Here is a 13,272-nt window from a genome sequence, read left to right on the forward strand (position 1 = left end):
CCACTAATTACTTTTGGCAGTCGCTAGTCCTTCTTGATGAGGCGCTAAAGCCGAAACACCCCAGAGAACGTTTCACTGCGGGATACTAATAAATAATTGAATTAAAAAAAACAGGATTGAATAGAGTTCCCTAAACTATAAGTCTAAAACCCTATTTACCAAGTTTTTTTTTAACTTAGACTCTGCCAATGGGATCTAGTAATTCAAATCCATGCAAAGACTCGAAAAAAAAAATAAAATAAAGTAGAGTCAATGGCAACAATAAATGCAGAACTTTGGTAAATAAGAGGGCAGAGTTTCGACAACACAAACTGCATAACGCAACCACAAATCAAAATTATAAAAAATGAAAAAAGTAAAAATAGGACAATCGAGTTTAGAAGTAGCGCCTTTCAACTTAGGAGGCAATGTCTTTGGATGGACACTTGATGAGGAAAAATCATTTGAACTGTTAGACGCCTACCTAGAGGCCGGATTCAATTTCATTGATACCGCCGATATGTATTCGTATTGGATTAACGATGGTCCAGGAGGGGAATCTGAAACCATCCTAGGGAATTGGATGAAATCCCGTGGTAACCGCGACCAAATTATTCTCGCAACCAAAGTAGGTGGCCCTACCGGGGTTCATGCTATCGACGTCAGCCGAAAGCATATTTTAGAAGCAGTTGAGAAATCCCTTGAAAGACTGCAAACGGACTATATTGACCTCTACTACCTTCACTACGACGATGAAAAAATACCTGTCGAGGAAACTTTACGAACGTTTGATGAGCTTGTCAAATCAGGGAAAGTAAAACACATTGCCGCATCGAACATCTCTGCTGAAAGACTTAGAGAATCCTTAGAGTATTCAGACAAACATAACATCGCAAAATACGAGGCCATCCAACCCCTTTACAATCTTGTAGAACGTGACGCTTATGAATCTAACTATGCCCCACTTGTTGCAGAACATAATTTATCTGTATTTCCGTACTCCGCTTTAGCTGGAGGATTCCTTACAGGAAAATACCGATCTGAGAGCGATTTTCAAAAAAGTCCACGAGGCGCCGGCGCTGGGAACTATTTGAACGAAAAAGGACTCGGAATTTTAAAGGCTTTAGACCAGATTGCCGAAAAGCATAATACAGCTGTGGCCACTGTATCGCTCGCTTGGTTATCCGCTCAGCCTAACATTGGAGGCCCATTGGCAAGTGCCACTTCCTTAGACCAGTTATATGAAGTTCTTTCAAGCACAAATCTAAAACTAGATGAAAGTGATTTCGAACTACTAGATTCCGTTAGTAAATAATTTAAAATAAAAGATCATGGTAAAAATAAATTCTGTTCTAAAAGAGCAGCCCTACAAAATAGAACTCACTTCCCCTACGGGGAATGTGGTTATCGCCGATGAGCCTACCGATAAAGGTGGTGGGGACCTTGGGTTCAATCCCAAGGAACTTTTAGTTTCTGCATTAGCGGCGTGTACTAGTGCAACTGTCAAAATGTACGCTGAGAGAAAACAATGGGACCTCAAGGAGGTGAAAATAGAGATTTCACTCGAAGAAAATCCTGAGGACAAAACAACCCTATTCAAACGAAACATTGAGCTTGTTGGAGACCTCGATGAGGCCCAGCGCACAAGACTTCAACGCGTAGCAGAGGCTTGTCCAGTTCATAAGATTCTAACTGGGGATATTGAAATTGAGACGGCGCTGAAGAACTAAGCCACACAATATATTGGGCCTATGCACGAAGGGAATTTAAAAGAGCCCTAGAAAGCGACAGGCTCAGAGCCACGGTGGCCTTGGAGCTATGAGGAGCAAGAAAGCTGCCCCTTTCCAGGCGCTTGTAAGAAAGCACAAAACCGCCGTATTCCCAATGAAGAAGTTTAAGGTGTGTGCGGCTGCGATTTAAGAACACAAATACCTCCCCAGAGCTGGGCACTCTTTTCATTTGATCCAAAACCAAACCGCAGAGACCGTCAAAACTTTTACGCATATCACAAGCACCCTGATACAGGTAGTAACATTCACAAGACCCTAAAGCAAACATCTTAGTAAAGACGAATCAGTTGTCTTACGAGCGCTAAATCCGCGGCGCATTCTATTTTCACGCCATTGGGGTAGTGAACACGAAGTTCTCCCCTTGGGGTAGTCTGCTGTCGAGGGAGCTTAAAAAACCCTAAGTTTAAGGCTCCGAGCTCCGACTCGCGCGAGAGCCAGTAGCTCAGGCGATGCACGCCAATGCTTTTGCTCGCGCAAAATTCCTTTTTACTAAGTCCGCTCTCACGCCACTCGCTAACCAAAAGCAGTCCCTCTTCTCGCTTTGTCATATTCTTTTCTTTGAGACAAAGCTAAAAACTCAATCTAGCGTAGACAAGATGTACTTGGTCGGGCGGATACATTAGTTCTCGATTGCGTAACACCGTTGAAAACAATTCCAGCCGTTTAGCTACTGTTTTGAAATGTCTTGCGGAGCTAAATTTTGGCAATTTTGAAGATAGCGAAATAGAACTTTTTGGAGGTGCTTATGAATTTCTTATTGGCAATAATACAACCAATGTAGGAAATCGGATGGTGATTTTTTTAAATCTGTACACATGTCTATGATAATTGCGCAATTGGCAAAGCACAAACAAAAAAAGAGGAACTAAATTTATGATCCTGCAGCGAGCTAACTAATACGACTTAACTTAGAAAATGATAAAATTTTTTTTTGACACTAGACACTAGACACTACCTCAAAAATCTAATTAAATAGTCGAGTTGGTTTATCCAAATAAAATGATTTCCAACCCTCATCCTTGATTTCTTCTTGCCATTGATCTCGGATAATTACACTTCTTATATAAATATCATCCATTCCTTTTTTCCAAGACTTCCAAATACGCTCATCTATTCTGTTCTTTGAATGCCAATAATATTCTTCCGAACAAAGATTAAAATAATCGTTGATTTTGAATTTGATGAGGGATTTCGAATATTCTCCAAACTTTTCGTCATCCGCCGCGTAAATAAAATTATCTACCTCCTCATTTGAAAATTGGATTACAAAATGAAGTAAATCATTTAACTTGTCATATCTGTTATTAAATTCTGTAAACAGCTGCTTTTGTAAATTATCATTACTTAATTTAAGAGTTAATCTATTATGTCGTTCAGCCAAAACAGTTCCTACAACCGCTAATAAAACAGCACCGAAACTTTTCAGAATATTCAAAAACTCGTCCATGGTGTAAAATATTGAAATATATTATTTGATTAAAAAATAAAAATTGCGCACAACCCAAGCTACCTTTAAAATAAATTGGCCAAAAACAAAAAACAAATAGTTGCATCATTTGATCTGAAAAATTCGACAACTTTAAACCGATCTAAATGTGATAAACCAAACCATAAAATCTAAATTCTTCAGAAAATAATCAAACTACTTTGGGTAATAATTCCTATACGCTCCAGAATTCACCCGCACTAACCATTCCCTATTCTCCAAATACCAATCAATGGTTTTTGCAAGGCCCTGCTCAAAAGTCACTGAAGGAGACCAACCTAAAGCTTCATTTAATTTGGTGGCATCTATGGCGTACCGCTTGTCATGGCCGGGGCGGTCTTGCACATAGGTAATGAGTCTTGTAGAGTAACCTTCAGGTCTACCAAGCTTCTCATCCATCTGTGAAATTAATTCTTTTATCAGATCAATATTTTGCCATTCATTGAAACCGCCAATGTTGTAGGTTTCTCCTGTTTTAGATTCATGGAATAGTTGAAAGATAGCTCTGGCATGATCAATGACATAGAGCCAATCCCTAGTGTACTTCCCATCCCCATAAATCGGCAAAGGCTTCTCTTCAATTATATTTGAAATACAAAGCGGAATCAGTTTCTCTGGGAAATGATTGGGACCGTAATTGTTAGAACAATTTGAAATAATAAATGGCATACCGTAGGTATTCCCATAGGCCCTTACCAAATGGTCAGAGGCTGCTTTACTTGCAGCGTATGGTGACTTTGGATCGTAAGGGGTTTTTTCTGTAAAGAGTCCCGTTTCTCCTAGTGCGCCATACACTTCGTCTGTGGAGACATGGTAGAACAAATGGTCTCTTGGACTATCAGGAAAATTACCATGGGTATGGTCTGAATCTAGGGTCCAGAACTCTCGACATAAATTGAGCAGGTTCGCCGTTCCAACCACGTTGGTGTTAATAAAGGCGTTTGGATCCACAATGCTTCGATCGACATGCGACTCCGCCGCCAGATGAATTACCGCCTCAGGCTTATACTTCTCAAAGACCTGTCGAATTTCTTCTGGTCTAGTAATGTCCGCTTTCTCAAAGAAATAGTTTGGACTTGATTCAATATCCTTTAGGTTATCTAAATTTCCGGCGTAGGTTAGCGCATCCAGATTAATAATACGAGTCTCTGGTAGTCTTGTGACAAACTCACGCACCACGTGCGAACCTATAAATCCGGCACCACCGGTAATAACAATCGACTTCATCTTTGATAAATAATATATTTGAAAAAAAAACTCTCTAGTAAACTAGAGGGGTTTCATTTTGTGTATACAAATATAAGGGGTTTACACGATTCGAGTATCCAAAGGTTTGGATTTGTTGTTTCCTAATTAGCAAAGTGGGTTACTAATGAACAAAGACTTGTAGTGACCACTACCCCAAACTCCGTCCAGCCAAATTAGATAGAATGATGAACTTAGTCTTTGTTAACTGAAATGGAGAGTCTACAAAAGTTGGTTTAATTTCATCGGATCAACACACACTCACAATTATTTCAACCCATTGATTTTTTGCAGCTTAGACATGAACTAGCCTGAATTCTAGGAAATGCGTAAATTGCAGCCGCAAACAATTAAAAAACGCGTTAAAGCGACTCATATATGACTGAACCTGAATTGATAGCCGACAAGTCTCCAAACCTAACCATTTATCCAACGTCGCAGGAGGCCTCGCACCAAGTAGCGGAGCGGATCGCAAGTGCAATACGAGTAAAACAGCAGCAAGGACTCCCTATTATCCTTGGATTAGCCACAGGAAACTCACCCATACCGGTTTATCAAGAATTGGTTCGACTTCATAAAGATGAGGGTTTAAGCTTTCAAAATGTCATCAGTTTTAATCTTGATGAATATTTTCCATTAGACCCCACTCATCAATGGAGCTACCATCGTTTTATGGATGAGCAATTATTCAATCATGTGGATATCGATAAAGCAAACATTCATATCCCTAGAGGAAATTGTGATAAAAATAGTATTGAGGGGGAATGCAGATCGTATGAAGAAAAAATAGAAAGCTACGGAGGTATCGATGTTCAGTTGTGTGACCTTCTCCCACAAAACCGTAACACTTAAAAGTAGAGATTTTTCGATAAAGCAATTAACTTTAAAACAAGAATAATCAGATGAAAAAAAGCAGATTTACAGAAAGTCAGATTGTCTTCGCCTTGAAGCAATCCGACACGGGAGTAAAAGTGGAAGAAGTATGTCGCAAAATGGGTATCAGCGAGGCAACTTTTTACAATTGGAAAAAAAAATTCGGAGGCTTAGGCATCACGGAACTTCGCCGTTTGCGCCAGCTGGAAGAAGAGAACAGCCAGCTCAAAAAGTTGGTAGCTGATTTAAGTTTGGATAAGCAAATTCTTCAGGATGTTCTGAAAAAAAAGTTCTAAAGCCGGTTCAGAGGCGTGAACTGGCGAAAGGGATACAGCAGGATTACCGGGTTTCTCAGCGAAGAAGCTGTCGTTTGGTGTTTTTACAGCCTAGTGTTTATTATTACCATCCACATCGGAGAGATGATAAGGCTCTGAGGATGCGACTCATAGAACTTTCCAACATTCGTGTTCGGTATGGCGTGCAGCGTTTACATATTCTTCTGAGACGGGAAGGATGGAAGGACAATCATAAAAGGATCTACAGAATCTATTGTGAGGAAGGTTTGAACCTAAGGAGAAAACGGAACAAAAGAATAAAATCTGCACGCTCCCGGGTTCCTACCAATGGCATTGCTTCTAGTTTACATGAGTGCTGGAGCATGGATTTTATGAGCGATGCCCTGTTTGACGGCAAGAAATTCAGGGTCTTAACTTTAGTGGATAATTATAGCCGTAAATCCTTGGTGCTTCATTCCGGAATTTCCATTAAAGGAGAAGATGTTGCTGAAATATTAAAAAATGTTACCTTTGAGCAGCAAGCCTATCCCAAGCGGATTAAGATTGATAACGGACCGGAGTTTATCAGTAAAGCATTGGACAGATGGGCTTATGAAAGGAAAATAGAACTGGAATTCTCCAGGCCGGGAAAGCCAACAGATAATGCATTTATAGAGAGTTTTAACGGATCATTAAGAGATGAATGCCTCAATGTGAATTGGTTCTTATCGCTGGAAGATGCACAGCAAAAGCTGGATGTCTGGAAAGAGGATTATAACAGTTACAGACCCCATAGCTCATTGGGGAATTTAACGCCAAACGAGTTCATTGAAAACAGTCAAAACATGCAAATTTCTCTATTTTAGATTGTTCCATATATCGGGGGGAGGTCAATCAAGAAAAAATTCTATTTTTGAAAAGTACTGAAAATGGGGAGCGCACACAGGGAGACCATGCCCAGGCTAAGCTTGTTTCATGCCTTGATGGGGTCGTGTGGGATGTGGCAGTGGATTTGAGAAAAGATTCTTCCACGTTTGGAAAATGGTACGGAGTGGAACTATCAGGAGAGAATAAACTGCAATTCTATATTCCGCGAGGATTTGGACATGGATTCTCTGTTTTAAGCGAATCAGCCGTGTTTTCTTACAAATGCGATAATTATTATAATAAAGTGTCGGAGGCTGGAATTCTATGGAACGATGAACAATTAGATATTGATTGGAGAATTCGTGAGGGTGAAGCAATCATTTCTGATAAAGACAAAGTGCAACAATTGCTTCAAGAGTTAGATTTCTAGAATTTAAAGGGTAGTGTTTCACTAACTGTGTAAGTTGAAAAGTTATTCTGAAAAATTTTGAGTCCTTAAAAACTCAAAACTTTTTCGGAAATAACTTTTTACTATTTTTAAACTTTATACAGTTATGATTGACAAAGAAGAATTATTAAACAACAAGGATTTTTACAAATCCTTCAAGAACAGCGAAGATCTTACCTCGTTCTTCAAAACAATGCACAAACGAGCCGTAGAACATATGCTCGAAGCAGAACTAGATGACCATCTAGATACTAATAAACATCAGAAAACGAAAGACGGCAACTATCGCAATGGTCATCAGAGTAAGAAGATAAAAACCTCTTTTGGCGAAGATGAAATTAAAGTTCCGCGTGATCGACAAAGTACTTTTGAGCCGATGATAGTTCCCAAAAGGCACAATATTATTGATGGTTTAGAAAATATTATAATATCATTTTACGCCAAAGGAATGAGTGTGAGTGATATTGAAGAACAAATCAAGGACATGTATGATTTTGATGTCTCAACCTCAACAATCTCCAGGATCACCAATGCTGTTTCCAGTGAAATTGTCGCTTGGCAAAATCGACCTTTAGAGGATTTATACCTTATTGTTTGGATGGATGGAATCGTTTTTAAAGTTCGTGAGAACTCTAAAGTCATCAATAAAACCATCTATCTTGCTGTGGGTCTGCGACGTGACGGAAAGAAAGAAGTTCTAGGAATGTGGCTAGGGAAGAGTGAAAGCTCCAGTTTTTGGATGAGCGTGTTAACCGATATGAAAGCACGTGGCGTGGAAGACATACTTATCACTGCAACGGATAACCTTAATGGATTCACCCAGACTATTCGCAGTGTGTTCCCCCAATCGCAAACTCAAATTTGCGTAGTTCATCAAATTAGAAATGCTTGCAAATATGTGGTTTGGAAGGACAGGAAAGCCTTTACTTCCGATATGAAACATATCTACAACGCACCCACAAAACAAGCCGCAGAAGCCGCTTTAAATGATTTTGCAGAAAAATGGGAATCTAAATATTCCTATGCAATTAAGTCCTGGAGAGATAATTGGGATGAATTAACCGTGTTTTTTGAATTCCCTGTTGAAATCCGAAAAATCATTTACACCACAAATTTAATCGAAAATCTCAATGGAAAAATAAGAAAATACACCAAAAATAAAATGTCCTTTCCTACGGATGATGCAGTTTTAAAGTCAGTTTTCCTCGCCTTAAGAGAAGCAACAAAAAAATGGACAATGCCTATTAGAGATTGGGGTATCGTACTCAATCAATTTATGCTTATATTTGAAGATAGGCTTAAATTATAAATCTCAAGCCAATACTTTTCAACTTACACACTTTTTGGGATAGTGTCATTTAAAGTAAAATACTTTTCAATTTTCACTCAAAAAACATCAGTCACCACATGCAAAGTTGAACACAAAGCTAGAATTCATCATTTCTAAAACCGTGTATTCCTCTTAATTACTTGATTAGGTTCAATAGTCTTTAGTTCTGTAATCGTTGTATTTCCACCAATGTATGCTCCAGGATAAATACTTACATAATCTTCTAATACAACATCATGATCGATAACAGCATTGGCATTAATAATACAATGTTTACCAATAACAGTTCCAGTTTGAACAACAGCGTTTGCTAAAACAACTGTACCTTCACCTATTTTAACATTCGTCCCGATTTGCGCAGATGGATGAATCACTTTTCCGAAATGATGACTAATAGTTTCTGAAATTTTCTTTCTCACGACATTATTTCCAATGCCTATAACAAGTTTGAGGTCGGGTTTAAATTTCTTACTGTACGGTTGCTTTACTTGCTCAAAGAAAAATACTTTCGTTGCAGCATTTATGTGTTCAATAGCATCTGCAATAACACCTCCGTGTCCACCTGAACCATATATTAAAATTTCATCATCCATCTTTTATCGTAAACTTCAATCACTATTTCATTCTAATTAATCAATGTAGTTCGAGCACTCATTACACCCCCTGCTTTGCAATTACAAAATCCCAAATTTAGAAATCACTCGTTTTTTAACTACTAAATATAAAATACTTAAAGAGGTCAAAATCACAACAGAGAAAATCCACTGAAAAACATCTGATTGCTGAGAAGCGTAAATAACGCCTAAACCGAGTACAAACTGAATCATTGCATAGGATAAAGACACTACTAATTTATTATTTCCAGCCTCGTTACTCAACAATTGATACAAATGTGTTCTATGTGCTTGAAAAATATTTTCCTTTCGAAAAAGGCGTCTAATAATCGTCCAAACAGTATCGATGCCATAAACGGCTATCAATAACATATATACTAAGTTTTGAGTTAGAACAATTAGACTACCCAAAATAAAGATAATAATAAATGCCATACTAACACTCCCAACATCACCTGCAAAACACTTTGCTTTAATTCTAAAGTTGAAAAAGCCAAAAACTAATGTCGCAACAGCTGAGTAAAGAATTAAATCTTGTTCAACGAATACATTTTGACTGTTGATCAAAGCTAATAAGCCCAGGACAGCAATACTATAGGCTGCAGTAATTCCATTAATTCCATCCATGAAGTTATAGGCATTTATGGTACCAATAACCAGTACCAGCCACAATAATAGAACCAATACAGGAAACTCAAAAATCTCTAGTTGGTAAAACAACAACAATACAGAAATCAAATGAATCAATAAACGTACCTTATTGGACAACGTAAACAGGTCATCCAAAAAACTAACTAACGTCATTAAAGTAAGACCTAAAAAAAACCAAGGATAATCAAACCCTGAGTATATAAAGAATGCTAGTACACCGAAATAGAATATAATTCCGCCACCTCGCAAAGTTATTACCGAATGCGAACTTCGTTCGTTTGGTTTGTCAATTATACTAAATCTATCTGCTATCTTAAAGTAGCCTAGTTCTGAAACAAATAAAATTATGAAAAGTAATAAGTATTCCATATTTTTATATAACGTGTTTAACAAATCCCCTCACCATCCAAGATAATGTATAATACCCGGCCTGTAAATTTCCTAAATTTTGCGTTTCTTTTAAAAAAGTAAAATGTTTTATTATAAGCTTGTGCTTTTTAGATGTGGCTTGGTTTTTAGAAACTCTATATGAAGATAGAACTTCGTTTAGTCCGTATGCATACTCTTCTTTGTCTTTTAAAATAGATAACCATAAAGCATAATCTTGTTTTCTAGCATGGTCAGACATATACAATTTACCTAATTTTTGGGTATCATAGATTACTGTTAAGCAACCTATTTGATTTTCTTTAAGTAGTTCCTTATAAGTCACACGTTTCGAAACATAAAATACTTTCTTAATACTATCTCCTATTTCATTAATAAAATTATATGCGGTAAATGTAAATGAATAATTATTCTTCAACATAAAGTCTAATTGTTTCTCTAATTTCTCACCCTGCCACACATCATCGGAATCTAGAAAAGCTATGAACCGACCTTCTGCTTTACTTATTGCAAAATTCCTCGTTAAACCAGCTTTCAAATTCTGTGAATTTTTGAAAATTCTGACTCTATTATCTTTATTCGCAATTTCTTCAATTAATTTCCATGAATCATCTGTTGAACAATCATCTACAATGATCCATTCCCAATCAACATAAGACTGTTTAAATATAGATTCTTCCACATAACGTAAAAACTTTGCTCCATTATAAACTGGAGTGATTATTGATACTTTCATTCTTAACTATAAAATTTTGAATTAAAATCATTTAAAATTTTGCGTGCATATTCCGGCTCTAAATTATAATATTTACTATTTTCAAGTTCAGTAATAATTTCTGGATTCAATCTAAACCCGATTCTTTTTGCAGGTACACCAACTACAATTGAGTACGGTAATACATCTTCTAAAACTACCGCATTACTTCCTATCACTGCTCCATTACCTACCATAATTCCTTCTCTAATACTAACCTTTGATCCTATCCACACATCATTGCCGATAATAGTTCTCCTTTTTCTTCCTAAATCACTAAGATAAGTTGACATAGAAAACCACCAATGTGAATGTTCCATCCCTCCCATTTGAACATAAGCAGCGATACTACAATATTTTCCAATAGTAGTATTATCAATAACACAATTATGTCCGATGTAAGTATAATCTCCAATAATTGACTTTGAAATAAAAGAACGTAATTCAAGCTTTACACCTTTACTAACTTTTACTTTTCTTAAAAGAAAAAATGGTGAATAACTTAACTTAATTATTAAATAATATAGCTTTCTCATTTTAGAATAGTGGATAATAGATTTGTATTGCCGACGGCATTAACGTACTTTCTGTTTTTTAACTTTTGAAAAATATCAATATTTGATACATCGTCAATAATAAAATCAATATCCATAAACTTACATTGGGTTAAAATTGTAGAATACTGAGCCATAAAACATTCTATCTTACTTGTTATATTCAAAAAATTAATTTTCTTATCAATGATTGTAACTCCCTCAATTTCTGAAGAGACAGTATATTGCCTTGGGTGATCTTTAATATATACTACATATCCATTATCTTGTAATTTCTTAAAAATCCCGTTTAGTTGGATAATTTCTTCCTTTGTTTCTATACCTTTTAAAAGATAACAAATCGAGTTCTTCTCAACACCTTCTTTTATAACATCTACAGTATTCCATGGGTTTGATATAATAATTTCTGAATTTGTTTTCATAGTCTTCATTAAATTCAAATAATCCAAGCTCCACACATAGAATTTATCAAATGAGCTAAAGCAATCTCTCAAAGTAAGTACTTTTTCGCCATGCATAAAATTATTAAAGCAAATTTCATTTTCATTACAATATACTTTTATAGCCCCTGAAGCACAGCTATACTCCATATTAGTCCATACTTCTGATACATCATAATTTTCTTTAGCATAGACTACCTGACTTAAACGAAAAGCAATAGTAGACAGCATTATAAAATTAAATCTTAAAATAAACATAAGTCTGATTAGATAAAGAATATCCCTAGACATTAATAAACCTTCAGAACTACTAATAAAAACTAAATTTTTACCCATTAATATCTGATCGTCAAAAATATTTAAATCATAAAAATATGCTACATCGTATTTAGTACTTGATTTGTTCTTTTTAGCAAAAAAAAATTTTATAACCAATAAGAAAAATCCAAAAAATGAAATAAAATTTAACAAAAAAATTCTAGTTTTAGCTACTTGATAAATTTGGGCTCTATATTGAAATAGACTATCATATACAAAGCTCCTAGGGTATTCTAATCTCTTCAAAATTAGCATCTTTAGATACACCTCCTCCTCTTCCCAATTACGATTCCAATTTATGCTTAGAATAGATTGCTTTAAATTCTTATAATTACCCTTTAACTTTTGAAACATATGATATCATAATTAGATTTAGTACAACAACAGTAAATCTTAATAGATTAGCAACTGTAAGGTCAGAATTAGTAGTGATATAAGCTAATACAAAAAAATTCCAAACTATAAAAGAACTTTTAACATCATTTTTAAAAACTTTTGAAATGGTGGTTAGAAGTTTAGTGAAGTAGATCAAATATAGTATATATACAATAAAGGCTATAAAAAATCCATACTTAACTATAACATCACCTATAAAATGAGTTGGGCTAGAACCTGAACCTATATTAGTTAAATATATTTTTGAATAGACTTGCTGCTTAATTTCAAATCCTTCGATAAATAAATTATTCAGCATCATATCTATTCGCACAATAAAACCAGAACCTTGTGCAGCAAACAACCTCCTAAAAGGGGATTCAATTAAATATTCATAAGTTTCAGTATTCAGTTCAGTGAATCCTTTAAAAACTAGATAGATAATTGCAAGAGAAATAATTAGTCCTAAATACTTAAAAAGACTTTGCTTCTCGGTACATAATAGCAAATAAAAAATTAGAAAAAATGAAATAATACCTTTATTTCCTCCGGCACTAAGTGCAAAGAGAGTAAAAATAAACAGTAAATAAAATACAAACTTACTTTTTATTCTATGTCTAAAATACAAAAAGCTAGAGGGTATAATTATCATAAATAGTGTAGAAAAAGTTATGTATAGAGGAATAGCTCCACTGGCATCCAATCTCTCACCAAGTCCCCCTTCACTAAACAGCTTCATTAATGGGAAATATTTTCTATATATCAAGATATAAGACACACATATAATATTTACAAAAATAAAATAATGCGTCAAGAGTTTATGATTTCTAATATTATTATAAGAAATTTTATTTAAAAAAGACTCAAGAACAGTCAAGTTCATTCT

General features: G+C 35.6%; 15 protein-coding genes and 1 pseudogene. 6 read left to right on the plus strand and 10 right to left on the minus strand.

The annotated features are described in order from the left end of the window. The first annotated feature begins 346 nt into the window (after window positions 1-346). Together AC3IRX_RS04390 and AC3IRX_RS04395 are read left to right on the plus strand one after the other, a co-directional pair. Entirely contained in the window at window positions 347-1,294 is a 948-nt protein-coding gene (locus tag AC3IRX_RS04390) for an aldo/keto reductase (protein ID WP_489211257.1), read from the plus strand. 16 nt (window positions 1,295-1,310) lie between these two features. After that, window positions 1,311-1,709: an OsmC family protein gene (locus tag AC3IRX_RS04395; RefSeq protein ID WP_489211258.1), complete on the plus strand. Its 399-nt coding sequence runs from the start codon at window positions 1,311-1,313 to the stop codon at window positions 1,707-1,709. Window positions 1,710-1,728: 19 nt separating this feature from the next. On the opposite strand, the gene tnpB is transcribed toward AC3IRX_RS04395, so the two are convergent. The 4 genes from tnpB to rfbB all read right to left on the minus strand — a co-directional run bounded on the left by tnpB (window position 1,729) and on the right by rfbB (window position 4,482). Continuing rightward, window positions 1,729-2,037, minus strand: coding sequence for an IS66 family insertion sequence element accessory protein TnpB (tnpB, locus tag AC3IRX_RS04400; RefSeq protein ID WP_489211259.1), 309 nt, complete (start codon window positions 2,035-2,037; stop codon window positions 1,729-1,731). Window position 2,038: 1 nt separating this feature from the next. Beyond that, window positions 2,039-2,317, minus strand: a complete 279-nt coding sequence (gene tnpA / locus AC3IRX_RS04405; protein WP_489211261.1) for an IS66 family insertion sequence element accessory protein TnpA — start codon at window positions 2,315-2,317, stop codon at window positions 2,039-2,041. 416 nt (window positions 2,318-2,733) lie between these two features. Further along, entirely contained in the window at window positions 2,734-3,216 is a 483-nt protein-coding gene (locus AC3IRX_RS04410) for a hypothetical protein (RefSeq protein ID WP_489211262.1), read from the minus strand. A gap of 195 nt (window positions 3,217-3,411) precedes the next feature. Further along, a complete protein-coding gene (rfbB, locus tag AC3IRX_RS04415; protein ID WP_489211263.1) occupies window positions 3,412-4,482 on the minus strand; it encodes a dTDP-glucose 4,6-dehydratase in 1,071 nt (356 codons plus the stop codon). Window positions 4,483-4,878: 396 nt separating this feature from the next. Here rfbB and AC3IRX_RS04420 point away from each other — a divergent pair, with 396 nt between their 5' ends. The 4 genes and pseudogenes from AC3IRX_RS04420 to AC3IRX_RS04435 all read left to right on the plus strand — a co-directional run bounded on the left by AC3IRX_RS04420 (window position 4,879) and on the right by AC3IRX_RS04435 (window position 8,272). Continuing rightward, window positions 4,879-5,352: a 6-phosphogluconolactonase gene (locus tag AC3IRX_RS04420; protein WP_489211264.1), complete on the plus strand. Its 474-nt coding sequence runs from the start codon at window positions 4,879-4,881 to the stop codon at window positions 5,350-5,352. A 50-nt stretch (window positions 5,353-5,402) separates the two neighbouring features. Beyond that, window positions 5,403-6,514, plus strand: a protein-coding gene (locus AC3IRX_RS04425; RefSeq protein ID WP_489210193.1) for an IS3 family transposase whose coding sequence is annotated in 2 segments (ribosomal slippage) — window positions 5,403-5,658 and window positions 5,658-6,514 — 1,113 coding nt in all. Because the reading frame shifts where the segments join, the coding sequence is not laid out codon by codon here. Window positions 6,515-6,591: 77 nt separating this feature from the next. Continuing rightward, a pseudogene (locus AC3IRX_RS04430) lies at window positions 6,592-6,945 on the plus strand (dTDP-4-dehydrorhamnose 3,5-epimerase family protein); the annotation flags it as partial. 124 nt (window positions 6,946-7,069) lie between these two features. Continuing rightward, window positions 7,070-8,272, plus strand: coding sequence for an IS256 family transposase (locus AC3IRX_RS04435; RefSeq protein ID WP_489208805.1), 1,203 nt, complete (start codon window positions 7,070-7,072; stop codon window positions 8,270-8,272). A 134-nt stretch (window positions 8,273-8,406) separates the two neighbouring features. Here the strand turns inward: AC3IRX_RS04435 and AC3IRX_RS04440 are convergent, their stop codons facing one another. From AC3IRX_RS04440 to AC3IRX_RS04465, 6 genes are all read right to left on the minus strand, one after another. Continuing rightward, window positions 8,407-8,886 carry a PglD-related sugar-binding protein gene (locus AC3IRX_RS04440; RefSeq protein ID WP_489211265.1) on the minus strand — a complete coding sequence of 160 codons (480 nt, stop codon included), beginning with the start codon at window positions 8,884-8,886 and terminating at the stop codon, window positions 8,407-8,409. 81 nt (window positions 8,887-8,967) lie between these two features. After that, entirely contained in the window at window positions 8,968-9,927 is a 960-nt protein-coding gene (locus AC3IRX_RS04445) for an MraY family glycosyltransferase (protein WP_489211266.1), read from the minus strand. A 4-nt stretch (window positions 9,928-9,931) separates the two neighbouring features. Next, window positions 9,932-10,681, minus strand: coding sequence for a glycosyltransferase family 2 protein (locus AC3IRX_RS04450; RefSeq protein WP_489211267.1), 750 nt, complete (start codon window positions 10,679-10,681; stop codon window positions 9,932-9,934). Between the two features lie 2 nt (window positions 10,682-10,683). Beyond that, complete coding sequence (locus AC3IRX_RS04455) at window positions 10,684-11,235, minus strand: CatB-related O-acetyltransferase (RefSeq protein WP_489211268.1); 552 nt, start codon at window positions 11,233-11,235, stop codon at window positions 10,684-10,686. Continuing rightward, complete coding sequence (locus AC3IRX_RS04460; RefSeq protein ID WP_489211269.1) at window positions 11,232-12,257, minus strand: hypothetical protein; 1,026 nt, start codon at window positions 12,255-12,257, stop codon at window positions 11,232-11,234. The genes AC3IRX_RS04455 and AC3IRX_RS04460 overlap by 4 nt, the downstream gene beginning before the upstream one ends. An 85-nt stretch (window positions 12,258-12,342) precedes the next feature. Next, a complete protein-coding gene (locus AC3IRX_RS04465; RefSeq protein ID WP_489211270.1) occupies window positions 12,343-13,269 on the minus strand; it encodes a hypothetical protein in 927 nt (308 codons plus the stop codon). Window positions 13,270-13,272: the final 3 nt, after the last annotated feature.

The sequence above is a fragment of the Epilithonimonas sp. KH_059 genome, from assembly GCF_057838485.1.